Source organism: Flavobacterium suaedae (assembly GCF_014642915.1).
In the GTDB taxonomy this organism is placed as follows: Bacteria; Bacteroidota; Bacteroidia; order Flavobacteriales; family Flavobacteriaceae; genus Flavobacterium; species Flavobacterium suaedae.
This window is the reverse complement of the sequence record NZ_BMJE01000004.1, coordinates 350808-376625: the sequence shown is the minus strand read 5'-3', so window position 1 is coordinate 376625 and position 25818 is coordinate 350808. Positions and strand designations below refer to the sequence as shown.

At 36.9% G+C, this 25818-nt stretch carries 20 protein-coding genes; 14 read left to right on the top strand and 6 right to left on the bottom strand.

All coding sequences use genetic code 11. The annotated features are described in order from the left end of the window. The first annotated feature begins 28 nt into the window (after positions 1 to 28). The 6 genes from IEW45_RS09965 to IEW45_RS09940 are packed head-to-tail and all read left to right on the top strand — an operon-like array spanning position 29 to position 6147. A complete protein-coding gene (locus IEW45_RS09965) occupies positions 29 to 574 on the top strand; it encodes a NuoI/complex I 23 kDa subunit family protein (RefSeq protein WP_188621097.1) in 546 nt (181 codons plus the stop codon). A gap of 1 nt (position 575) precedes the next feature. Beyond that, positions 576 to 1079, top strand: coding sequence for an NADH-quinone oxidoreductase subunit J family protein (locus tag IEW45_RS09960; RefSeq protein WP_188621096.1), 504 nt, complete (start codon positions 576 to 578; stop codon positions 1077 to 1079). A 1-nt stretch (position 1080) separates the two neighbouring features. Then, positions 1081 to 1401, top strand: a complete 321-nt coding sequence (gene nuoK, locus IEW45_RS09955) for an NADH-quinone oxidoreductase subunit NuoK (protein WP_188621095.1) — start codon at positions 1081 to 1083, stop codon at positions 1399 to 1401. Positions 1402 to 1407: 6 nt separating this feature from the next. After that, positions 1408 to 3288 carry an NADH-quinone oxidoreductase subunit L gene (gene nuoL, locus IEW45_RS09950; protein WP_188621094.1) on the top strand — a complete coding sequence of 627 codons (1881 nt, stop codon included), beginning with the start codon at positions 1408 to 1410 and terminating at the stop codon, positions 3286 to 3288. A gap of 7 nt (positions 3289 to 3295) precedes the next feature. Further along, on the top strand, positions 3296 to 4738 hold the full coding sequence (locus IEW45_RS09945; protein WP_188621093.1) for a complex I subunit 4 family protein: 1443 nt from the start codon (positions 3296 to 3298) through the stop codon (positions 4736 to 4738). A gap of 11 nt (positions 4739 to 4749) precedes the next feature. Beyond that, positions 4750 to 6147, top strand: coding sequence for an NADH-quinone oxidoreductase subunit N (locus IEW45_RS09940; protein WP_188621092.1), 1398 nt, complete (start codon positions 4750 to 4752; stop codon positions 6145 to 6147). A 72-nt stretch (positions 6148 to 6219) separates the two neighbouring features. On the opposite strand, the gene IEW45_RS09935 is transcribed toward IEW45_RS09940, so the two are convergent. From IEW45_RS09935 to IEW45_RS09925, 3 genes are all read right to left on the bottom strand, one after another. Further along, complete coding sequence (locus tag IEW45_RS09935) at positions 6220 to 6972, bottom strand: SDR family NAD(P)-dependent oxidoreductase (protein ID WP_188621091.1); 753 nt, start codon at positions 6970 to 6972, stop codon at positions 6220 to 6222. Between the two features lie 180 nt (positions 6973 to 7152). After that, positions 7153 to 7764 carry a CPBP family intramembrane glutamic endopeptidase gene (locus IEW45_RS14900; protein WP_373283184.1) on the bottom strand — a complete coding sequence of 204 codons (612 nt, stop codon included), beginning with the start codon at positions 7762 to 7764 and terminating at the stop codon, positions 7153 to 7155. Positions 7765 to 8045: 281 nt separating this feature from the next. Continuing rightward, positions 8046 to 9251: a serine hydrolase domain-containing protein gene (locus IEW45_RS09925; protein ID WP_188621089.1), complete on the bottom strand. Its 1206-nt coding sequence runs from the start codon at positions 9249 to 9251 to the stop codon at positions 8046 to 8048. Positions 9252 to 9582: 331 nt separating this feature from the next. Between IEW45_RS09925 and IEW45_RS09920 the strand changes: the two genes are divergently transcribed. From IEW45_RS09920 to IEW45_RS09910, 3 genes are read left to right on the top strand one after another with little or no spacing between them, the layout of a single operon-like run. Next, complete coding sequence (locus IEW45_RS09920) at positions 9583 to 10068, top strand: acyl-CoA carboxylase biotin carboxyl carrier protein subunit (RefSeq protein WP_188621088.1); 486 nt, start codon at positions 9583 to 9585, stop codon at positions 10066 to 10068. Between the two features lie 6 nt (positions 10069 to 10074). Beyond that, a complete protein-coding gene (gene accC, locus IEW45_RS09915) occupies positions 10075 to 11517 on the top strand; it encodes an acetyl-CoA carboxylase biotin carboxylase subunit (protein ID WP_188621087.1) in 1443 nt (480 codons plus the stop codon). A gap of 5 nt (positions 11518 to 11522) precedes the next feature. Beyond that, positions 11523 to 13064, top strand: a complete 1542-nt coding sequence (locus tag IEW45_RS09910) for an acyl-CoA carboxylase subunit beta (RefSeq protein ID WP_188621086.1) — start codon at positions 11523 to 11525, stop codon at positions 13062 to 13064. A gap of 128 nt (positions 13065 to 13192) precedes the next feature. Here the strand turns inward: IEW45_RS09910 and IEW45_RS09905 are convergent, their stop codons facing one another. Continuing rightward, positions 13193 to 14380, bottom strand: coding sequence for a glycosyltransferase (locus IEW45_RS09905; RefSeq protein ID WP_188621085.1), 1188 nt, complete (start codon positions 14378 to 14380; stop codon positions 13193 to 13195). 171 nt (positions 14381 to 14551) lie between these two features. Here IEW45_RS09905 and IEW45_RS09900 point away from each other — a divergent pair, with 171 nt between their 5' ends. The 3 genes from IEW45_RS09900 to IEW45_RS09890 are packed head-to-tail and all read left to right on the top strand — an operon-like array spanning position 14552 to position 20467. After that, complete coding sequence (locus IEW45_RS09900; protein WP_188621084.1) at positions 14552 to 17641, top strand: putative glycosyltransferase family protein; 3090 nt, start codon at positions 14552 to 14554, stop codon at positions 17639 to 17641. Beyond that, positions 17638 to 18921 (top strand): hypothetical protein, encoded by a 1284-nt coding sequence (locus IEW45_RS09895; RefSeq protein ID WP_188621083.1) that lies wholly within the window; start codon positions 17638 to 17640, stop codon positions 18919 to 18921. The genes IEW45_RS09900 and IEW45_RS09895 overlap by 4 nt, the downstream gene beginning before the upstream one ends. Next, positions 18908 to 20467 carry a cellulase family glycosylhydrolase gene (locus tag IEW45_RS09890; RefSeq protein WP_188621082.1) on the top strand — a complete coding sequence of 520 codons (1560 nt, stop codon included), beginning with the start codon at positions 18908 to 18910 and terminating at the stop codon, positions 20465 to 20467. The genes IEW45_RS09895 and IEW45_RS09890 overlap by 14 nt, the downstream gene beginning before the upstream one ends. On the opposite strand, the gene IEW45_RS09885 is transcribed toward IEW45_RS09890, so the two are convergent. Continuing rightward, the gene (locus tag IEW45_RS09885; protein WP_188621081.1) at positions 20450 to 21652 is read right to left on the bottom strand and encodes a glycosyltransferase; all 1203 of its coding nucleotides are present in this window, start codon (positions 21650 to 21652) and stop codon (positions 20450 to 20452) included. The two genes, IEW45_RS09890 and IEW45_RS09885, sit on opposite strands and share 18 nt — an antisense overlap. Before the next feature lie 79 nt (positions 21653 to 21731). Next, entirely contained in the window at positions 21732 to 23000 is a 1269-nt protein-coding gene (locus IEW45_RS09880) for an oligosaccharide flippase family protein (RefSeq protein ID WP_188621080.1), read from the bottom strand. A gap of 187 nt (positions 23001 to 23187) precedes the next feature. On the opposite strand from IEW45_RS09880, the gene IEW45_RS09875 reads away from it, so the two are divergent. Together IEW45_RS09875 and IEW45_RS09870 are read left to right on the top strand one after the other, a co-directional pair. After that, positions 23188 to 25254, top strand: coding sequence for a tetratricopeptide repeat protein (locus tag IEW45_RS09875; RefSeq protein WP_188621079.1), 2067 nt, complete (start codon positions 23188 to 23190; stop codon positions 25252 to 25254). 148 nt (positions 25255 to 25402) lie between these two features. Beyond that, positions 25403 to 25816: a response regulator gene (locus IEW45_RS09870; RefSeq protein ID WP_188621078.1), complete on the top strand. Its 414-nt coding sequence runs from the start codon at positions 25403 to 25405 to the stop codon at positions 25814 to 25816. Positions 25817 to 25818: the final 2 nt, after the last annotated feature.

Sequence of the window (25818 nt, the reverse complement as noted above, 5' to 3'; positions counted from 1 at the left end):
AAGAGCAGACAGGTTAAATAATATAGAAATGGCAATAGAAACCATATCATTATCGGGAAAAAAGAAAGAGGTTTCCAACAAAAAGATGAATTTTTGGGAGAGCCTTTACCTTATTGCGATATTTAAGGGGTTAATGATTACCATAAAACACTTGTTTAAAAGAAAGGTAACCATTAAATACCCGGAACAAACAAGGTCGCTTAGCCCTGTATACAGAGGTCAGCACACGCTAATGCGTGATGACGAAGGCAGAGAGCGTTGTACTGCCTGCGGACTTTGTGCACTTTCGTGCCCTGCAGAAGCTATTACAATGAAGGCTGCGGAAAGAAAACCGGAAGAAAAGCATTTATACCGTGAGGAAAAATATGCTGAAATATATGAAATAAACATGCTTCGCTGTATTTTTTGTGGGCTTTGTGAGGAAGCTTGTCCTAAACAAGCTATTTATCTTACAAAATCGCGTACTATGGTAAAGGCACAAACTGACAGAGAAGATTTCATATACGGAAAAGATAAACTGGTTATGCCTTTAGATATGGCTATTAAAAACACTCAAAACCAAGCGGCTAATTAATATGTTAACACTATTCTATATTTTATCGGCCATAACTCTAGGGACTGCGTTTTTAACTATTTTCAGTAAAAACCCTATCCACAGTGCTATTTACCTTGTACTTTGCTTCTTTTCAATTGCAGGACATTACTTAATGTTTAATGCACAGTTTTTAGCTATAGTACACATTATAGTATATTCAGGAGCTATTATGATATTGATGCTCTTTACCATAATGCTTATGAACCTGAATAAAGAAGGAGAAAAAAGCAAAAATGCATGGTCGCAAATTGCGGCAGTTATATCCTTCTGCCTTTTAGCCCTTGTATTACTGGCTACATTTATTAAAGCACAACAACCGGAATATAATTACGCAACTAAAGGAGCAGACTTCCAGTCTATTAAAGTACTGGGGCAGGTATTGCTTAATGATTATATGGTTCCGTTTGAATTTGCATCGGTACTGTTATTAGTATCAATGATAGGTGCTGTACTATTGTCTAAAAAAGAACACATCAATAATTAATATGGAAAATATACTGGAACAAATAGGTATAGACAATTATATTTACCTTTCCACATTACTATTTTGTGTAGGTGCATTTGGTGTGCTTTACAGGCGTAACGCCATTGTAATGTTTATGAGTATAGAAATTATGCTTAATGCTGTAAACCTGCTATTAGTAGCTTTCTCTACTTATCATCAGGATGCTGCGGGGCAGGTATTTGTATTCTTCTCTATGGCAGTAGCCGCAGCAGAGGTAGCCGTTGGGCTTGCAATACTTGTAGCGGTGTACCGAAACATTAAGAATATTGATATTGATAACTTAAAGAAACTAAAAGGATAACGCCTGATGGATACAAACTTGGCTTTACTATTACTACTGGCACCTTTAGCAGGGTTTTTACTTAACATTTTTATAGGAAAGAAATTAAGCGGAAATGTATCGGGTATTTTAGGCTCGGTAGCTGTAGCAGTTTCTTTTGCTGTAACACTAAAATTCTTTTTACAGGTAAATGGTGGCGGAGAGCCCATCAACGTAAACCTGTTTAAATGGATGACGCTGGCTAATTTTGATGTAAACTTTGCATTCCAGCTAGATCAGCTTTCATTACTTTGGTTAATGTTTGTTACCGGTATTGGTACACTTATACATATATACTCCATCAGCTATATGCATGGTGATGAGAATATTCATAAATACTTTGGTTACTTAAACCTGTTCGTATTCTTTATGATTACACTGGTAATGGGTAGCAACTTATTAATAATGTTCATCGGTTGGGAAGGCGTTGGTCTTTGTTCGTACCTGTTAATCGGGTTCTGGTACAAAAACCACGATTTTAATGATGCTGCTAAAAAAGCATTTATAATGAACCGTATTGGTGACCTTGGTTTTCTTATCGGTATCTTTATCATCGGTTACCTTTTCCACAGTGTAGATTATATTGACATTAAAAACGCTATTACCTCAGGTAATCTTGATATAGATATGACTTGGTTAGGAATAGCAACATTATGCTTATTTATAGGAGCTTGTGGTAAAAGTGCACAAATACCACTTTACACTTGGCTACCTGATGCGATGGCAGGACCTACTCCTGTATCGGCACTTATTCACGCTGCAACCATGGTAACAGCAGGTATATTTATGATTACCCGCTTAAACTTCCTTTTTGACCTTACACCCGATGTACAAAATATTATAGCCATAGTTGGTGCATTTACATCGTTGATTGCAGCATCTATAGGTTTAGCACAAAACGATATTAAAAAGGTACTGGCCTACTCTACCGTATCGCAGCTTGGTTTAATGTTCCTTGCTTTAGGTTTAGGAGCATACCATGTAGCGGTTTTCCACGTAATAACACACGCGTTCTTTAAAGCATGTTTATTCCTTGGTTCAGGTTCTGTAATACATGCTATGCATGGCGAGCAGGATATGCGCTACATGGGTGGCTTACGTAAAGTGATGGGTGTAACATTTATAACATTCCTAATCTCTACACTGGCAATATCAGGTTTACCGCCATTCTCAGGGTTCTTCTCTAAAGATGAAATATTAATGACAGCTTTCCACCACAACAAAGTACTTTGGGTTGTTGGTTCGATAGCGTCTATAATGACAGCATTCTATATGTTCCGCTTACTTTACCTTACTTTCTATAAAGATTTCAGAGGTACAGAAGAACAGAAGAAGCACTTACACGAATCGCCTTCGCTTATTACTTTCCCGCTTATAGTACTTGCTATATTAGCATTAGTAGGTGGTGCAATAAGCTTACCGGGGCACAGCTGGTTAAACGAATATTTATCACCAATACTTACAAACCATATAGAGCACCATGAACTTGGCACTACTGCATATATGTTAATGGGAATAGCTATAATAGGTGCCCTTATAGGTATTGGTATTGCTTACTTTAAATATATTAAGCAAGGGTTTGTACCCGGTAAGGACGAAGAAATTACAGGATTTAGTAAAGTATTATACAATAAGTTTTATGTGGATGAAATATATACAGCCATAATTGTAAAACCAATATATGCGCTTGGAGCTTTCTTCAAAAATGTAACTGAAGTAGCATTCTCAGGCTTTATATTTGGTTTAGGCCGTTTGGCAAATGCACTTAGCACACAAGGCAAAGTAATACAAAACGGTAGCATTGGTTTCTACCTGCTTGTATTTGTACTGGGCATATGTTCAATAATAGCTTATATATTTCTAAAATAATTACCTGATGGACGTATCATTTATACTAATTATCTTATTATTCGGAGCAGTTGCCACCTATTTTGTAGGTGATAAATGGGCTTCTAAAGCAGCATTGATTTTTAGCACTTGTGCCTTTGCAGCTACACTATATGTTATATACCGCTATAACATGGGTGAAAAAGTAAGCTACCTGCAAACATGGATGAGCAGACCGCGTATTGTGATTGGACTTCAGGCTGACGGTATGTCGCTGCTAATGCTATTACTTACTACAGCATTAACTCCAATAATAGTACTAACTTCTTTTGGTAACCTTTTCCCAAAATCAAGGTCATTTTATGCTCTTATACTTTTCATGGCATTTGCTATGGCAGGAACATTCCTTGCTGTAGATGGGTTATTATACTACATATTCTGGGAACTTTCACTAATCCCTATCTATTTCATAGCACTAATATGGGGTAGCGGAGAAGCGGAAAGAAGAAAAAAAGACGTTGTAAAATTCTTTATATACACATTTGCAGGTTCGCTGTTTATGTTAGTAGCGTTTATATACTTATATACAAAAACAGGAAGTTTCTTAAACCTGCACTTATATAATGCAAAACTTACTGATACGGAACAACTGTGGATTTTCTTAGGGTTCTTTTTAGCGTATGCTATTAAAATTCCTATTATACCATTCCACACCTGGCAGGCTAATGTGTATCAAAAAGCACCTGCTGCCGGTACTATGCTGTTATCAGGTATTATGCTTAAAATGGCATTGTACAGTATTATAAGATGGCAACTGCCTATCGCGCCAAAAGCGGCACACGATTATAAATATATATTTATAGCACTATGTGTTGCAGGGGTTATATATGGTTCTATACTGGCATTAAAACAAACTAACCTTAAAAAGTTACTGGCTTACTCCTCATTAGCACACGTTGGGCTAATTGCTGCCGGAGCTTACACACTTACTATTGACGGTCTTCGTGGTGCATTTGTACAAATGATTGCGCACGGTTTTGTAGTAGTAGGTTTATTTTACGCTGCTGAAATTATAAGCAGACGATACAAAACAGAAGAAATTGCTGAAATGGGTGGTATACGTATCCAGTCAGCTAAATTTGCCTCAATGTTTATGATATTAGTTATGGCATCGGTAGCGTTACCGGGTACATTTAACTTTATAGGTGAGTTTGAATTATTATACAGTTTGGCTCAGGCTAATATATGGTTAGCTGTTTTAGGCGGAACTACTATTATACTGGGTGCTTTTTATATGTTAAGAATGTTCCAGCAGGTTATGCTTGGCGACAAAGGCACTAAAGTTTTTAAAGATGTTACGTTTGGTGAAGGTTTTACTTTTGTATTGATTATTGCCGTTTTACTATTCTTTGGTTTGTACCCAAGACCTATAACCGACTTTGTTACACCAAGCCTTCAAAAGGTTTTAGTTTACATTAATCAGATTAATTAAGTCCGAAAGAAATGAACACATTAATAGCTATTGCAGGATTAGGGATTATATGCCTTATAGCTGAAATATTTAATTTAAGGAAAGTTATTGTTCCTATTACTATTATTGGTTTGCTTGCCGTATTAGGGCTTCATTATACTGATTATAGTGTATTGGGCTTAGAAACTACTGCTGAACAGACAAAAGGGCTGTACAACAGTATGATGGTTAATAATGGCTACAGTAAAGCCTTTACAAGTTTATTTATACTGCTTACAATATTTTTAATAGCATTAACGCCACACTTTCAAAGAGAGCATAAATCAAAACTATCTGATTTTGTTGCTATAAAACTATTCCTTTTAACAGGAGCTATCGCTATGGTTAGCTTTGGTAACCTTGCCATGTTCTTTTTAGGTATAGAAGTTTTATCAATTGCACTATATGTACTGGCTGCTAGTAACCCTAAAGATACTAACAGTAACGAAGCAGGTATGAAATACTTCCTTATGGGAGCATTTGCATCAGGTATATTATTATTTGGAATAACATTAGTGTACGGAGCAACAGGTTCTTTTAATTGTGATGCTATATATACTGCCGTTCGTGGCGGAGAAGTGCCAAGCTGGTTCTTTATTGGTATTGTTATGTTAAGTATTGGTTTACTGTTTAAAATTGCAGCAGCACCATTCCATTTTTGGGCTCCTGATGTTTACCAAGGTTCACCGGCACTTAGTACGGCAACCATGAGTACACTGGCTAAAGTTGCGGCTATGGCTGCTTTCTTTAAACTAATGCACGACCTTAACTATAAAGTACCGGGTACATATACTACAATAATAATGACGGCTGCTATACTATCTATGACAATAGGTAACATTATGGCGCTAAAACAAGACAGCGTAAAACGTATGTTAGCCTTTTCAGGTATATCGCATGCCGGTTTTATGCTAATGGTTTTCTTTAACCCTCCTGCAATGTCGGGTGTGTTATTTTACTATGCTGCTGCTTATGCCTTGGCTGGTATTGCTGCATTTGCTGTATTACTATATGTTGCGGAAGACAAAAAAGGAGAAAGCATCTACAACTTTAACGGGCTTGGTAAAACCAACCCTATGATGGCTGCCATACTTACTTGTGCATTACTGTCTATGGCGGGTATACCAATATTCTCAGGGTTCTTTGCAAAATTCTTCCTGTTTACCGAAGTATTAAAAACAGGACAGGTAGCTATAGTAATTGTAGCAGTAATTAACTCCATAATAAGTGTTGGGTATTACTTTAAACTGATATTAGCTATGTACAATAAAGAAGCTACTACCGAAACAAGTAAAGTTCCTGCTATGTACAGCATAGTAGCTATAATAGCTATACTGCTTAATATTGCAATGGGACTTTACCCTGACTTTGTTTTAGGATTATTAAAATAAAAAACAATATTTTTTATATAAAAAAGGCTGCTTATAATTAAGCAGCCTTTTTATTTTATTCTCTTTTATAATTTATACTGCGGTATAACCACCATCAGCAATAAAGTACCCTCCTGTAGTGAAGGATGATTTATCAGAGCTAAGGAAAACCACTAAATCGGCAACTTCCTCAGGTTTACCAAGCCTGTTCATTGGTGCTTTTGCAGCTACGGCTTTCATCATATCCTCATCAAGGTTGTTATCTAACAAAGGTGTATGGATATAACCCGGTCCTACTGCATTACAACGGATGTTTTTCTGGGCATATTCAGCCCCTATATTTTTAGTAAGCCCCACTACCCCATGCTTGGCAGCAGTATAGGCACTATTATTAGGTGCAGCAACGGTACCGTGAATAGAAGCCATATTTACAATGCTTCCGCCACCATTTTTCTCCATTTGCTCCAACTGATAACGGCAGCCATAAAATACACCGTTAAGGTTTAAGTTGATAACCTTATCCCAACCTTCAATATCATATTCGCCCGCAGGAGCAGCAGGACCGCCAATACCGGCATTGTTACAAGCAAGATCCAGTCTGCCGTACTTTTCTACAGCCGCTTCTACCAGCTTTTTGTTTTCTTCTGCACTCGATGCGTCTGCTTTAAAAAAGAAAGCATCACCACCTGCTTTTTTAATTGCTTCAACGGTTTCATTAGCCCCTTTTTCGCTAATGTCTGATACTACAACTTTTGCTCCTTCTTTTGCGTAAGCCTCTGCTACAGCACGACCAATACCGGAACCGGCTCCTGTAACAATAGCTACTTTATCTTTTAATAATGACATAATTTAATTTTTTCGATTAGTACTTTAAAGTTAAGCAATTAACACAACACACTTGTATATACAACTGTTAATTAATATGAACTTAACTAATTTTAAAGCCCGTTTAAAATAAATACTAATTCAATACAAACAGGAAGAATAAAAACCTTACTTAAGTTCTGCTACTATAGAAGTAAAACACTATAAAATGAGGGTAAGTAAATTAATCCAAATATGAAGGGCAATACTATATTTAATATTGTTTGTTTTTAGATAAATTAAACATAAAAAAATACTGCCTGTAAAAAATATCAGAATATTATTTATATCTAAATGGCTAATACTAAACAAAGCACTTGTAATAACTACAGATGAAAAAAAGCCATACTTACTATTTAAGTATGATAAAATCAACTTTCTGAAAACCAGCTCCTCCAATATCGGGGTTATAATAAATATCCTAACTATATGGTAATTAAAAAAATGATTACTGTTTATTATACTGTTCAATCCATTATGAAGAATTTTAATTTCTGAGAAATTAAAACTTTCCTGTAAAAAAGGATATCTTAATATTGGGCTACTATATACCCAGAGTAAAGTTATAAGGAAATATATACTTATTGCTTTAAAATTTAAGTTTGATTTACTTTTTGAGATATGATTTTTATCAACCAAAAAAGTATTTCCAATTAAAAACGTGAGTAGAAGACTTACATCTATAGCAACCTGAACAACAACTTTCAAGTTTGATTTCGGCAAAAAATAATAGCCTAAAAATGTTATAAAAAACTCTAAAACCAACAATAACATTACAAGTATAACAACTTTAAAAATTATAGTAATACCGCTATTAATGTTATAGTTATCCTTCATTATATGTGATGATAAATTGAACTGCTTCTCGAATTAAATACAAATAGTATTTAGTAAAGAGATACTGAAGTTTTTCAAAATCAGTAGTTGCCCGCAAATTTGTAAAAGTAAGGTATTTTAAACAGAGAAGAATTATATACGAGTAATACCAAAACACTAATAAAAAAGGAGATAAGTTCTTAGCTTATCTCCTTTTAAAACCCAATTAAAAATAAACTTTAATGCTGCAAAAACCCGCTTACTGCAACAGCAGTAGCTTCAAATACATTTATAATATGAGAAACATGCTCATCTGTAGAAGAATCATAATTGGTTAGGATAAAAAATCCTGAACCTGTACTTGCATCAAACTCTAAGTTACACGTTAAACCGGGATCAGAACCATTGTGACTAATGCTGCTACCATCGCGCTCCCAAAATAGCCCGTGACCAAAAGCATCTTCGTTAAAAAGCATATCGTAATAGGTTGCGTCAAACAACACTCCTGAATTGCCTGTTGCTCCCTTAATCATATCTAATAGGTAGTTAGCCATATCATCGTTATTTGTTTTCAGGAAACCATCAGGAAAAGAGTCGCAGTTATATCTCGGTAATGCTAAGTCATCAAAATATAATGTAGCATACATATTTTGCTGCGCAGGATTGTAAAAATAGCCTGTACTTTCCATTTGCAGCGGGGTTAATATATACTGGTCTACAAAATCTTGATATGGCATACCTGCTGCTACCTCTACAATATAGGCAGCCAGTGATGATGCTATGTTAGAATAACTAGCCTGTGTACCTACCGCAGCAGTACTAAAATTATCAGTACTGTATAAATCGCCCCCTTCATAATAGTATGCGTTAACTAAAGCTGCCAAACCTTGGGGTGCTCTTTGCGATATTCCTACTTGTTGCATAAGCGAGGCACCTTCGGTAGAAGTGTTTTCTCCTTGCAATATATAGTAGGTGTCCATTATTATTTCATCATTATCCACAAGGCTTGATGTGTGGTTTACCAAGTGTTTAATTTTAATAACATCATTTGGATGATTAGGGTTAACTATAGCATTCGGCAATACATCGTTAATAGGAGTTTCTAAAGTGAAATATCCTAACGAAACACCTTTTGCAACAGCAGCTCCTATAAATGTTTTACTTATTGACCCGATTGGTTGAAGTGTTTGATTGGTATAAGCAACTCCGTTTGCCACATTTTGGAAACCAAAACTTTTTTGATAGGCTATTGTTCCATTTTTTACAACTCCCACAGTAAAACCTTTTACCTGAGAGTTATTGTGAATTGCCTGTAAAGCTTCGGTTAACGTTTCTGCATCGGTTACATCAGGAACTTGGGTTACAGCATCATCATCACTACTGCATGAGGTAAATGATAATGCGATAAAGAATACAGTAAACAGTTTAATAACGTTCGTTTTCATTGATTTTTGATTTAGATTATATGATTTTTAATTAATTGCGACAGTTAAAATTTATTAAGCAAAAACTTACTTAAAAATGACTGCGCAAAAATAAATACAATTCTACATCCCTGAAAACGAAGACTTACAGTTCAGTAAGCTATTTCGACAGTTCATCCTATTTATAATAGGAACAATTATACACAATAGAGCTAACGGAATAATAAAGCATGAAAAACAAACAGTTAAAGTATTTATAAAACTGTAACATAATAGGGCAACTAAGATAACTTACACAACCCGAAAACGTTTTCTTTTATTTATATTTACAGCACTAAAAATCAATTAGCACATGAGTAACGCTTACAAACTTACGGTAAACGGCTCCACTTCTTTTGATGTTACGCAAAACGAGGTTAATCAACTCGACGCCATCAGTACCGGACCCGCTCATTACCATATTTTAAAAGACAAAAAGCCTTTTAAAGCGGAAATCACTGAAACAAACTTTCTTGCAAAAGAGTATACTGTAAAAGTAAACGGAAACAGCTATACTGTAGCTATTGCCAACCAACTGGATATGCTTATTAAAGATATGGGCTTTGAAATTGGGGCATCTAAACAAGTTAACGAAATTAAAGCACCTATACCGGGGCTTATACTGGAAATTAGCGTTAGCGAAGGACAGGAAGTAAACGAAAACGACAAACTACTGGTACTGGAAGCTATGAAAATGGAAAACACCTTTAACTCGCCAAGAGCAGGTGTTATAAAATCAATCGCTGTACAAAAAGGCGATGCTGTAGATAAAGGTCAGTTACTAATAGAATTTGAATAACACACAATGAAAAAAATACTTGTAGCCAACAGGGGCGAAATTGCCATAAGGGTAATGCACACAGCTAAAAAGATGGGTATTAAAACCGTTGCTGTATTTTCAACTGCTGACAGAAATGCCCCCCATGTAAAATTTGCCGATGAGGCAGTTTGCATAGGTGAAGCCCCTTCCAGTCAGTCATATCTTTTAGGAGACAAAATAATAGAAGTAGCAAAATCACTTGATGTAGACGGTATCCACCCGGGATATGGTTTTTTAAGTGAAAATGCCGACTTTGCCGAAGCTGTAGAGAAAAGCGGAATCACTTTTATAGGACCACGCTCTAAAGCCATAAAAATAATGGGGAGTAAGCTTGCAGCGAAAGATGCTGTAAAGGCGTATGATATACCTATGGTTCCCGGAGTTGATAAAGCAATTACTGATATAGAAGAAGCGAAAAAAACAGCTTTAGAAATAGGTTTCCCTATTTTAATAAAAGCCTCTGCCGGTGGTGGTGGTAAAGGGATGCGTATTGTAGAAAAAGCAGAAGAATTTGAATCGCAAATGGAGCGTGCCGTTAGTGAGGCAACCTCAGCATTTGGCGATGGTTCTGTATTTATAGAAAAATATGTAGGTTCACCCCGCCACATAGAAATTCAGGTAATGGCGGACAATCACGGTAATATCATTCACCTTTTTGAAAGAGAGTGCAGCGTACAGCGACGTCACCAAAAAGTAGTGGAAGAAGCGCCATCATCTGTACTTACACCCGAAATACGTAAAGCAATGGGAGAAGCTGCCGTTAAGGTAGCAAAATCATGTGACTATGTAGGTGCCGGTACTGTAGAGTTCCTTTTAGATGAAAACAAAAACTTCTACTTCCTTGAAATGAACACCCGTTTACAGGTAGAGCATCCTGTTACGGAAATGATTACAGGGCTGGACTTAGTAGAACTACAAATAAAAGTAGCTCGCGGCGAAGCATTAGATATTAAACAGGAAGACCTTGAAATTAACGGTCATGCTTTAGAGTTGCGTGTATATGCCGAAGACCCGCTTGCAGACTTTGCACCAAGCGTAGGTAATTTAAGCACTTACAAACTGCCTGTAGGTAAAGGTATACGTGTAGATAACGGTTTTGAACAAGGTATGGATGTGCCTATTTATTATGACCCGATGCTTGCTAAGCTTGTTACCTATGGTAAAACCCGTGAGGAAGCCATAGAGCTTATGATTGAAGCTATACAGGAGTACGAGGTGGAAGGCGTTAGCACTACCCTGCCATTCGGTACATTTGTGTGTGAACATGAAGCATTCCGTTCCGGTAATTTTGATACGCACTTTGTTAAGAAATATTATGATGCTGAAAAACTGCAATCGACTATTGATAACGAAGCGGAAATTGCTGCTTATATAGCCCTTAAGCAATACATGGAAGACCAAAAAGTTTTAAGACTCCCAATACAGTAAAACCAATGGAAGACAAAATAAAAGTATTAAACGATAAAATCGCTCAGGCACATTTAGGCGGAGGCGAAAAACGTATAGAAAAACAACATGCCAAGAAAAAGCTAACAGCCAGAGAGCGTGTTAACTACCTTATGGACGAAGGTTCGTTTGAGGAAATAGGCATGCTGGTAACACACCGTACTACTGATTTTGGTATGGAAAAAGAGCAATACTACGGTGATGGTGTTGTTACTGGTTACGGTACTATAAATGGCAGACTGGTATATGTTTTTGCACAGGATTTTACAGTATTTGGTGGAGCATTATCAGAAACCCATGCGGAGAAAATATGTAAAATAATGGATATGGCACTGAAAAACGGCGCACCTATGATTGGGCTTAACGATTCCGGTGGGGCACGTATTCAGGAAGGTGTACGTTCATTAGGTGGTTATGCCGATATATTTTACCGTAATGTACAGAGTAGTGGTGTAATTCCGCAAATATCAGCTATTATGGGACCTTGTGCCGGTGGTGCGGTATATTCGCCTGCCATGACTGATTTTACCATGATGGTAGAGAACACCAGTTATATGTTTGTTACCGGTCCTAACGTGGTAAAAACCGTAACGAATGAAAATGTAACCAGTGAAGAACTGGGTGGTGCAAGTACCCACAGTACAAAATCAGGGGTGGCACACCTTACGGCAGCAAATGATGTAGAATGCCTTGAAGATATTAAAACACTTTTAAGCTACCTGCCACAAAACAACAAGGAAACCACTCCGAAAATGGAATATGGTTTTGATGATGAAATAAGAGAAGAATTAAAAAATATAATACCGGACAGTTCTAACAAGCCGTATGATATGCATACTGTAATAGGTGGTATTATAGATAAAGATTCGTTTTACGAAGTACATAAAAACTTCGCTGAAAACATTATAGTAGGTTTTGCTCGCATTGGCGGAAGAAGTATTGGTATTGTTGCCAACCAGCCTATGCACCTTGCAGGAGTGCTAGATGTTGACAGTTCTACCAAAGCGGCACGCTTTACCCGTTTTTGCGACTGTTTCAACATACCATTATTAGTATTGGTAGATGTACCGGGCTTCCTTCCGGGTACTAATCAGGAATGGAATGGTATTATAGTACACGGTGCAAAACTTTTATATGCGCTTAGTGAAGCTACCGTACCAAAAGTAACCGTAATTACCCGTAAGGCTTATGGTGGCGCTTATGATGTAATGAACTCTAAGCACATTGGTGCCGATATGAATTACGCATGGCCAACTGCCGAAATTGCGGTTATGGGTGCAAAAGGTGCCAGTGAAATTATATTTAAAAAGGAAATTGCGGAAGCAGATGACTCTGCTGCAAAATTATTAGAGAAAGAAGCGGAGTATGCTGAGAAATTTGCTAACCCATACAGGGCAGCACAACGTGGCTTTATAGATGAAGTAATTTTACCTGAAAATACGCGCAGAAAGCTGATTAAAACATTCAGTATGCTGGAAAATAAAGAAGTGGAAAGACCTAAGCGTAAGCACGGGAACATACCACTTTAATTACTTAAATTCAGTTAATAGCAGAAAGCCATCCTTCGGGGTGGCTTTTTGCTTTAAAAAGGAAAATGCCCAAACCAAGCGGCTCGGACATTTTCACATACCAATTAAAAAAACCAATCATGAAAAAACTATCTGTAATGGACAGCTATCTGTCCTATCTGTCCTATTATTTTAAACGAATCTTTAAATGAAAGTTTAGACCCGTCTGCATGTATCCATCTTTTAAGCGGTTGTTCGCAAAGCATTTTTTGAGCTTCTTCATTCCCGAACAACTTTTTCATTCTCATAAAGATTTCAACATCAAACAACCACTTGGTTAAGAATTTCTTGTTGAATAATATCTCAACCATATCTTTGGTCATAACTTTAGCACCACATTGTGTATCTCTAAACTCCATACCCAGTGTCTTTCTTATTATAAAGTTTATAGACATGCTTATTATTTTTCTTGCCGATTCTTTTGTAATATCAGCACCCATTCTGCTTATTCTTGAGCCACTTACAATTTTAAACTCTGAATTAGTTATAGTAGTTACAAGGTCTCTGAAATCATCAAAGTTAGTAGAAAGGTCGGCATCCAAAAAGCCTATGTAATCAAACTGGCTTTCTTTTGCTAAGTGCAGCATTCCCTGTCTTACAGCTTCCGCTTTACCACCGTTTTTCTCACAGTCATATACACTTATTCTTCCTTCGTAACCTTTTTCAAGTTCTCTTAGCACCTCAAGTGTGTTATCAGTACTACCATCGTTTACAAAACACAGGTGGTAGCCTAAATTTCTATGCACAAAACTTTTAAACTCTTCATTCAGTAAACGCTTTTCCTCATTATAACAAGGTATGACAACTCCTACACAAGCGTTTTGTATAAAACGTTCTTTTTCTTCTTCTTTTTTAACTCCGGGAGCTTCACCTCCTATAAGCCTTCTTACTCGTATTCCTATTTCGTTTAGGCTTAACGGCTTTTTCATATAGTCGCTGGCACCAAGCTCAAAGCCTTTTTCTATTATCTCTTCATCAACATTACCCGAAAGTATCATAACAGGAGTATCATCCTCTTTTACAAACCTTATGTATTTTAGTACTTCCAGCCCTGCTGCTTTCATATTTATAATAGTAGCAGTATCATCTTCTTCAGTTCCTTCAGGCATAACAGGCATATTAATATCTGCTATAACTAAATCCGGTCTGTAATCATCATATACCAGTACGGCATCAAACACATTATCACAGCACTTTACTTCGTATCCTAAATCGGTAAAAGCTTTTTCTAATGAAAGTAATACTAGCTGCTGGTCATCAATTACTAATATTTTCATGTTCTCTGGTTTTTTAGTTGCTTAATTACAGTACAAACATACTACTGAATAACAAGGCGTTATGTGATATTTAGTTTAATACCTTTTATCTGTCGATGAATGGCAGTTTTGTGTAGCTGCGTTATTTTCAACTATTTATTACCTTTACTTTATTGATACTAAAATGTTACTGTGAGGGAAACCACTAACAAATATTTAATAGCAGCACTCTTAATAGGGGTAGTATTTCATTCGGCGCTAATATTCTTTACGCTGGAAAATACATATGATGCCCTTATCCATTTGTTTTTTGGTAACCACTATGCCAACAATTGGTTTGAGAGCTGGAACTACAGTTGGTACACCGGTTTCACCGTAATGGGCTACCCGCCGTTGGTACATCAGGCAATTGGTTTACTCTCTTATATAGGCGGGCTTAAGTTCGGGCTATTTACAGTAGCCATTATAGCCATAATACTCTTTATTACAGGAGTTTTCCGGTTTACACTCATTATAACGGGAAACCGAACAGTGGCAGGCTATGCCTCCCTCATCGCTGTTTTCTCCTCCTCGTTTGTAGAAACATTGCATATATTCGGGCAACTGCCCAGTATAGTAGGGATATCTATACTAATGCATGCCCTCCCCGAAATTTATTTATGGATTAGAACCGGGCGAAAACACTATTTGTTTACCTCACTATCGTTAATAGCGGTTACCGTAACATCACACCATGTTACCCCTATATTTGGGATGGTGTTTTTTATCTTTCCATTATTGGGTATGGCAGTAATGGATACGGCACGCGATAAAGTAAACAGCTATAAAGAAATTACCCTGAAACTATTTATACAAACGGTATTCTCCCGATTGAAACGTATTATCATTTTTGGGGGTTGCTCGTTAGTATTAATTGTATTTTGTATTCTACCTTACTGGATAAACTCCAAACAAAACCCGATTACACAGGTCCCCATACCACATGGCAGTCGCGATAATTTTCTGGAGGTTACTTCATCGGGGTTAGTGTTCTTTTTAATTCCTTGGGGAATATTACTGTTTTTACTGCCTTATATTTTTTACCGCTACTACAGCAAGCGTTATATATTTTTCGGGTTGTCATTAACCTTACTTACCGTTTTAGGTACAGGGGGTACTACACCCATACCACTAAAAATGCTCGGTGAAACAGCTTTTAATATACTAACCTTGGACAGGTTTACGCTTTGGGCATCTATCATCAGCCTGCCCATTGCGGGTGAATTTGTGTACCGCCTTGCTGAAGGCGACCTTAAAAAAGCATTACAGCAACGTTTCGGCACGGTTTATACCCGCATTATATCAGGTATTTTTGCCGGTGCTTTTCTGTCCTTTGCTTTATTTACTATTAGTTTAGGATATTTCCGCCCCTTCCAGCCACCTAAAATAAATATGCTGCCTATTGTTAATTTCCTGAATCAGGATCAGCATGATAAATGGCGTTTTTTACCCTTAGGCTTTGGTGACCAAATGGCATTCCTGTCTACTAAAACAAAGGCAATGACGGTTGATGGTAATTACCACTCGGCAAGAAGATTACCGGAATTAACCAGCAGAGCGGTAGAACGACTGGAAAACTCAAAATTCAGAGGCATGGAAGGTATAGGTTCCTTACAGCAGTTCCTTACCGTTCCGGAAAAATACAACCTGAAATACGTTTTTTCTAACGATAAATTTTACGACCCTATACTGTACTTTTGTGGCTGGCACAGGCTTACCCAACTGGAAAACGGTATTATGGTATGGGAAAAGCTAAATGTACAACCCTTACCAAAAGTACTCCCGAAAGAAGAGGCTGCACTACCATTACGCTTAATGTGGGGGATAATTCCGTTGCTTACCGTACTTATAGCCTTTATGCTTAATATACAAATGATATGGCTGCAAGCATTAAAAATAAAAGTACTACCCCGCCCCGACTTTTTTAAATTTGGTGTTTTATATTCCGGTTACCCCCGTAAAATAATGGTTATCTCTAAACTGTGGACGTTCTTTTTAATTGGGGTAACATTATGGGGAGTATACAAACTCTACATCTATACAGCAGACCAAATAAGTCCTGAAAATGTAGTACGTGCCTATTATAACGATTTGGATTTTAAACGGTTTGAAAAAGCACATTCACTTATAGTTCCTGATGAAGATTATCCGCTTTCGCAGTATTTGCTTGAAATTTCGGTTTCTGATGGTATTATAAACTCTTATGGTAAAATGGATGCCATAAAACTGGATGTTCCTTATGAAACTAAAAATACCGCTATTGTAAAAGCTAAAACCAAGTGGATAACTCCACTGGAAATTATAACAAAGGAGTATACCCACCGTGTAAAAAAATTAAAGGGCAAATGGTTTATAGTACCCGAAAAGAAAGACCCGGATATTCCGCCCGACCAGTTTTTCTCTGAAAATATCACGAAGTATTACAATCACGGGCGCAGGCGGGTTACTACCCAGCAAACCCACCATGAAGATGTGTTGAAACAACCCGTACTGGAAATACTGTCAGCTAAACTTATTGAGTATAACGGGGAGTATATGGTTATAGGAGAAATACAGAATATAGACAACGTTCCTGCTGATGTGGTAATTAATGCCTCTTTATACAATAACAGCGATGAAAAGCTGGCATCATACAATGCTAAATATGTTACCAAACATAAACTAATGCCTAAAGAGGTTACACCGTATCGAATTAATTTTGAAAATGTGGCATGGCTGGATAGCGAATCGGTTAAGCCTGAAACGTTTAACCCTGACGAGTACACTCCGCTTGATGTTGCGGAAACACCAACCGATTTCGAGATACAAAGTGCGGGAAATGTGGCTATTAAAGATTTATACAACGGGGTAGCCATTTCAAACCTATTTTTTAAAGGAGATACAATACAAGGAAAACTATTTAATTACGGACTGGAAGAAGTAACCGTACCGGAACTATTGGTGTCCTATTACGATGAAAATAAAGAACTACTGTACATAGACCATGAGTTTATACGAGAAGGGGTACGCATACAGCGCAGCCAACGGTTTACATACCAATTAAAAGACCTTAGTAAACTGAAAAGCCTGCACAGCTCATTGGAAAACTGTTTTGTAAATGGTCTCCGAAATAAAGAAATAGCACGAAGCGAAATTACAGCACGTATTGATGGGCATGAAAAAAAGGAACTCCAAGCCATAGCGGGTAAAGGATACTCGTATATTAAAATTGAAGTAAATAACTATATTGGTAATCCGCAATGATAAGGAAAACAGTCATACTATCCGTACTTGTTTTGATTGGGCTTCTGTTGCTCTCTGTCACGCTATTGCCACAATCTGAAAGTAAACCGTACAGTAAAGCAACACCTCAGTTAACATTGCTTACCAATACAAAACAATTTACAGCCGGTAATCCCATCAACCTGAAATTTAAAGGAGTTAAAATAGAAGGCACAACTCTCCTGCTAAAATCATCCTACGCTACTTTATTAGTAGAGCCTCAGGTAAAATGCGATACTATTAGCTTTACTACTCCTGAGTTTTTCAATAGAAAAACAGGAACAGTAAGCTGGTCGGTTATTGTATATAATAAACCGCAATTAAAAGGAACATTTGAAATTATTCCGCAACAGGAAACCGCACGAATAGAAAATTATTTAGGGCCGCGAAGTACTCCTGTAGGCGATGGGCATTATACTATGATGGTGGCAATACCCGAAGACAAATACGGCAACCCTATGCCCGACAGTACTGCAACTACTATCAGCAATCAGTTTTTGGGCAGGATAAGCAATTATAACTTGCCTACTGAACATTTTATATCGTGGAAACGGCTATATGCTCCTGAAAAATCGGGTAAAATGTTAACCTCGGTTACCTGCCAAAATGCAGAAACTAAAGAGACAGAAACAGATATATTTCCTGCCCCTCCTGTTCCGTTTACCATAAGCTATACCCGAAATCATGCCTTTGCAGACGGTAACCAGCTTACTACATTTAAAACCTCAACATTACGGGATAAGTTTAATAATATAGTTAGCGACGGTACTATGGTTTATTTTGTTGTAACCACAGAAAAAGGGACTAAACTTAAAAGTTTCGGCGCTACAGTATATGGTATGGCAGAGGCAAAATTCCCGGCTCCCGAACACGAAGCTACTTATACTGTAAAAGCCTATGTTACAGGAATGGCGGAAAGCAAAAGCATTAGCATTAATTACAAAGCTGTGCCTGCGGTTATACCGTACAGTTTTGATACCGATAAAAGAATAATCACCGTTGGCGAAGTGACCAGTTTTATGGGGCAAATTGCCCCCGAAGGGACTACCGTAACAGCAAGCCTTTATGCAGCAGATAAACATATTGCTACATTAACGGAGTATACTGAAAAAGGTTTTGTAACTTTTAAACTCCCGAAGGAAGAATATCCTGAGAAAAAATATAGACTGGAAATAAGTGCTTTTGGTAAAACAATAGAAGGCGAAATTGAGCCGAATGAAGGAGTAAAAAAGAAACAGATAAATGTAAATGGGGAAGAGTAAGATTAACAATAAAAATATATATCGGGCATCGCTTATCATAACATTTATCCTAATAAATGTATTGCTACTCTTTGCTTTGGGTAAAATACTGGGCTACCTCAACACGGGGGCTGAACGCACCGGCATGCTGCATTTGGAACGCGAAACGGTAAATACCTACTTACCAAAAGTAAACTGGAGCAGTCTTGAAAATCCCGGTAGGGAAATGGAAAAGCAAACGCTTGGTGAAATAGAGAACGACTACCTGTTTTCCTGGTATGTAAAAAACAAAGCCCTGATGAATAATAACCGGGAGGGCATTGAGGATTTTTATACCGATAGCGCAAGGGTTAACCTTTTTAGGCTGGTAGCGCATAATAAAGAAAATAAAGTACATATTGAGGGGACTACACTTAAGCACAACCCTGCTTTGGAATTTTACAGCGCCGATGGGCAGTTGGTTGTTTTTACCGACAGAAATATTGTTGAATACCAACAAATCTACAACGATAAACAACTGGTTACTAAAGTTCGCGATACGGCAACCTATAAGGTAATGATGCTTTTGGAAGATGGCTTTTGGCGCATCAGGCACATGAAGCGTATGGACAAAGTAGCTTTAGAACCTGAAACTACAGAGGCTAACCCGATATACACCTCACAAAACAATCAGATTTTAAAAAACGGAAAGAAGTTTACTATAAAGGGGATTAACTATTACCCTAAAAACTCCCCTTGGGATTTATACGGGGATAACTTTAATACGGATACCATAAAAGCAGACTTCAACATTATAAAAAATGCGGGGTTGAATACCATACGTATTTTTATACCGTATGAGGAATTTGGTAAAGCCGACATCAACCAAAGTAAAATAGAAAAACTGCAACAGGTTTTAGATATTGCTCAACAGAAAGATTTGGCGGTTATTGTAACACTGTTTGATTTTTACGGCGATTATTCTCCGGAAACGTGGACGTTAACCCACCGCCATGCAGAAAAAATAGTTTCCCGCTTTAAAGACCATGATGCTATACTTGCCTGGGATGTGAAAAACGAACCTGACCTCGACTTTAAAAATCGTGGAGAGGATAATGTGACTGATTGGCTGGCTACCCTTATCCCTATGATTAAAGAGTGGGACAGTGAACATTTGGTTACCGTAGGATGGTCTAACATTGAAGTGGCTACTACTTTACAGCAAGAGGTTGACTTTATATCCTACCATTACTACGACAATATTGACCATTTTGAAGATAAGCTGAAAAAACTGGAAGCAAAAACAAGTAAACCTCTTGTATTGCAGGAGTTCGGTATATCATCCTACACCGGGTTTTGGAACTGGTTTGGCAGTGACGAGGAAGACCAGGCGGAATACCATAAAAAAATGCAAGCCATCTTCAAAAGAAAACAGCTTGCATTTGTATCCTGGACGTTATATGATTTCCCTAGTGTTCCCAGCCGTGTGGTGGGTAAAAAGCCATGGGTGCGCAATAAGCAAAAGGAGTTTGGTTTTATAGATACCGATGGTAACAAAAAACCATCCTTTTTATATATCTCCTATTAAGGCTTCTTCTTTAGTTTCAGGCTGTAATGCTTTAAAGTGGTTTAAATACATTTCGGCAATTTTATCCATAGAAAGTGCTCCAGCAGCTTTATAATTTGCTTGTGCAATTTCTCTTCTGTAAGCATCATCACCTAGTATGTTGCCTATAGCTTCCGCCATTGATTCTACTGAATCAGGAGCAAAAAATTCACCTCTGTACCCTTCATCTTTTACTAAGTGTGCAAGGTCGCCTATATCCGGCATTACTACCGCTCTACCATAACTTCCTGCTTGGTGTAACACACCTGAACTTCCTGTTGTAGCGGTATAAGGGAACACTACTACTGCGCTTTCAGTGAATATGCGCTCTACATCATTTTCTTCTACGTACCCTGTAAAAGTAAGTCCCTCTACATTAATGTACTGCTCCCTTACGCTACTTAAATACCCCGGCGTGTTGGGGCTGTCAGTTCCTGCAATCACCACCTCAATATCTTTCATTCCGTTTCTTCGTAACAGCTCTACTGCTTCAATCATTCCTTCTACCTTTTTGTAAGTACCAAACTTACCAAAAGCCATTACTTTTTTCGGTCCTTTAGGCAAATTGAAATCAATTTGTTTTACCGATTCGAAAGTACCATGCGGAACTAACACTACATTCTTAGCATTGTATTTTTCATTTAATATTTCAACATATTTATTAATGGTTACTGCCAGCACATTCGCTTTTAATAAGCATCTTGTTAATGTTGAGCCTATAAATCCGTATATTTTTTTCAGGAATTTATTTTTAGAGAAACCAGCCTGCTCAAGGTCTACAGTTTCCATTATATTGTGTAGCAGTACTACCGTTTTAACTCCGGCGAATCTAAGCAGCATTGGTAACATTAGCCCCAATGCCGCAGGGATTTTTTTATCGCCAAACTTTACAAACTGTAAGTTAAAGAAAACTACATCCGGCTTTTCTTTATATACTGCTGCAATAATTTTAAATATAGTTGTGTAACTGTTAAACTCCCAGCACTCATTTACTTTTACTTTATCGCTGTTATCAAAATCAAGTTGTTTTTCAGCTTTAGTTTTATCAGCAAGTAAAACAAGTTCTGATATATCTTCTTTGTTTACAAAATTCTTTACAAGGTGGTAACCATATTCATTTAAAGTTACTTTGCTTGGTGGAAACGATGTTACGATTGCTACTTTCATGATTCTACTGTTTTTAGTTGATGGTGTAAAATTAGTATGTTGATGCTGTGACGATTATCGCATTTCGACGAAATGCGGTTTAGCTTCGTTGGATGCTTTTCCTGTTTTGATAAAAGAAATAAGCCAACTGGAAGGTTAACAGCGTTAGCATAGCAATTATCTGCATTACAACCACTTGTTCTAAAGAGTTGTGGTATAAAACTATTAATGCTATTTGCGTAAGCCCTAACAAGGCTGATAGTATTACCGGTACATATTGCCCCAGTGAAAGGAAGTAGTAGGCAAATATATTAGCTATAGCAAATACTGAAGTTGCCAATGCATATTGCCATAGTAAAGGTGCTATACTTATATATTCCTCACCAAACATTAGCTTTACTACTGTAACAGGGAAAAGGAAAGCTCCTAATACTATACAGGCAGAAAGTCTTGCTATGTATGCTACATACTTCATTAATATACCCTTGGTGTTTTTACCTTCTTTTTTAAGGCGTATTACTTTAGGCAGCATCAGCATTACAAACATCCATGCTACAAAGTACACTACCCTGCCTATTAATGCCAGTGATGCATATAAACCTGCCGGTTCACTATCAAAGTAATGTTTAACCAAAAGTATATCACTGTTATTTATAATAATCTGTGTAAATTCATAAAATGCAGTAAGCGCAAAGAATGAAAGTATCGTTTTGCTATCAAAATCTTTTACTTTAAAAGCTGTAGTGTTTACAACTACTTTCTTTTGAAAAGGCATTAACCCGAATAATAAAGAAACGGTAATACCTGCCGCTACAATTAGTGATGAGCTTATTGCCGAAAAAGCATACAGTAAAGCAAAGGTTATAAACAACCTGCTAAACATTTCCGCCTTATAAGTAAATGAGAGTTTTTTAAACTCTTCACGCCCCTGATATACCCCTCTGTTAATACTCATAAGAAAGTATAAGGGTAGCCCCGCACCAAATACTATAAACATTATTGGGGACTGGGTGTGAAATATATTTTGCAGCGATTGGCTGAATATTACTATAGCTGCACCTAACAATACACCCGAACCAATTGCTAACTGCGATATGAATTTTAAAAAGGTAAAAAAACTTCGACCGTTATATAGTACTGAATATTTAGCCGTAACAATTTGGAAAGTCATCCCAACAAAAGAGAGGATAAGTAACATAGTAATTAATAAAGCTGCTTCTGCAAAAGCAGCAGGACCTAAAAGCCTGCCTAAAATTAAATTGTATAAATAGTTACCTGCATTTACTATTAATATAGAAACAAAAAACATCTGTTCCTGGCTAAGCCTTTTAACAGATAACCATAAATTCTGTGTAGTTTTTGTTAACATGACTGTAATGATTTAGTTTGGTAATTGTTTTAAAAACATCTCGTTTATGCGGGATATCTGATGCAAAGTTGTCCTGATTTTCAACCAGATGAAGGTTGTTTTCGATGAACAGCAATTTACTGTAGATGAAATATCTTATGGTTATGTTTAACTTGCAGTAAGTAAAAATTAAAACATCCGCCACTAAATGAAATTATTTAAAAGCATATTATTTTTCGCACTTTTTCTGTTTATAACTAAAGGAACAGCTCAAGATATGAAAGAAGGATTTGGTTATTTGGAAGAAGGTAAGTTTGCGAAAGCAGAAGTTTTTTTTAATGATATACTAAAAGAGTATCCTGATAATAAAACGGCAAAACTATGTTATGCCAGAGCACTGGGGTTAAACGGAAGTCCAAAAGAAGCCAACACTATGTTTGCAAATATGTTAAACGAATATCCCGGTGATTTTGAAATTCAGCTAAACTACGCTGAGTCCCTTTTGTGGAATAAAAAATATGAGGACGCTAAAGCGTATTATAGTGATTTAGTAGCCGAGCACCCCGATAGCTTCCCTGCATTACTGGGTTATGCAAATACACTATCAAACTTAAAGGAATATCCGGAAGCATTAGAATATGTAAACAAAGCACTAGAGGTTTCTCCGAGCAATGGTAATGCTATGGTATCCCGAAAATATATACGATTAGGATATGCCTATACCCTATCTCAAAACAAGCAGTATGAAGAGGCTTTACACCTATTGAACGACAACCTTGTTGACTTCCCTAACGATAAAGACACCTTATTAAACAAGGCGAATGTATACCTTATTATAAAAGAAGGTGAAAAAGCAAAACAGGCATACTTTGCTATGGCAACTACTACTGCCGATAGTATAAAGGCTATAAATGGTGCTGCACTGGCAGAACATACCATACATAAAGAAAAGAAAGCCTTACACTGGGCAACTATGGCTGTTGATAAATCAACAACTTTAGGTGATGAAGAATTGATAAAAAAATCAAAGGAGCGTTATGTGCAAGCTCTGATATGGAACAGAAAGTATAAAGAAGCTGAAAAAGCTGTTAATGAACTGGCTAGCCAATATCCTGATGACAGTAGCGTACTAGCACTATGGGCTACACTGGGCATGTATCGCAGCGATTTCAGAGAAAGTATAAGTAGCTACCAAAGGATTTTAGAGAAAGACACAACTTCTTTTGATGGTAATCTGGGTATTGCCAATGCTTACTTTGCTACAGGTAAACACGATAGTGCGTATGTAGCGGTAAACAAGACGCTGCAAATATTTAAAGAGCAAAAAGATGCTATGTCCTTTTTAAGCAAATTGAATAACACCTACTCTCCTACTGTAGAAGAAAAAGCAGGCTATGCATTTGATAACGGTGATAACAAAGCCTACTTTTCTACCACTACAATAAACTTCCCTGCCAGTTTACGTTGGTCTTTTACAGGGATGTATAAGTACAGGGAAACCGAAAATAAAGTAACAGGGAATTCAGCTACGTCAAATGACTATGCTGTAGGAGCAGAATACCGCTTTCACCCAAAAGCAAGCTTTAATGCCATATTGGGTACTACGCATGTTAGCTCTTACTTAAATAATTATACGCAGGTTATGGCTCAGGCGTTTATTAAAGCTAAACCATTTAAGCTACAGGATATGGAACTGGGATATAAAAGAGATATACAAAACTTTAATGCCGACCTAGCTGATAAAGAAATAACAGCTGATAATATATACCTTAATTATAACATCAGCTCTAACTTTAACTTAGGTTGGTTTACACAATATTTTTATACCAACCAGTCTGACGGTAACGAAAGAAATTTACTGTTTACCTCTTTGTATTATAACTTTTTACAGCGACCGGTACTTAAAGGTGGAATAAACTATCAGTATATAGCGTTTAAAGAACGTAAAGCCGAAGTATACTTTAGTCCGTTACGGTTTAATCTTGCTGAAGTGTTTATAGACTTTTTAAAAGATGAACAAGCAATAGAAAGTAAAGGAATGTACTATAATCTTAATGCCGCAGCAGGATATCAGTTTATAGAAGATAATGATAAACAAGGTACTTACAGGCTCCAGGGGAAGCTCGGGTACAAATTTTCAGGTAGGTTTATGGCAAATGCCTATGCGCTGCACAGTAATATAGCCTCTGCAACAGCAGCAGGATTTACCTATACAGAAATTGGATTCCGTTTAAAATGGATAATTACCTCAAAGCCTGCATTTAACAAATTTTAGCATCTAAATTTTGAATATTTTTTTAACAAGAAACCACTCAACGATCGAAAAGTACCATTAGTCGATACTGGCACCCCTTCTATCGAATATAATAAATTTAAAAAATATCTAAGAGTACTTTTGTTACTTGCAATAATACACGAAAAAAATGCCTAAATCACTTAACATATTATTAATAGAAGACGATGCTATTGAGGTTATGAAATTCCACAGAGTTTTAAAAACGCTGGAACGTAACCACAAAGTTGAAGAGGCAAACAACGGAGAAGAAGCGCTGGTGTTGCTAAAAGAAAAAGAAATAATACCGGATATTATAGTCTTAGACCTTAATATGCCTAAAATAAACGGTATAGAATTTTTAGGCATACTTAAAAAGGATGAAGTTTTAAAATACATCCCCGCTATTATATTAACCACCTCTAATAATCATAGAGATGTATTAGAATGCTATAAAATAGGTATTGCAGGCTACCTTATAAAGCCTTTAAAATACGAGGAATACGTAGACAGAATAAAACGACTAATTGAATACTGGAGTACTAATGAGTTAATTTCCCAATAACT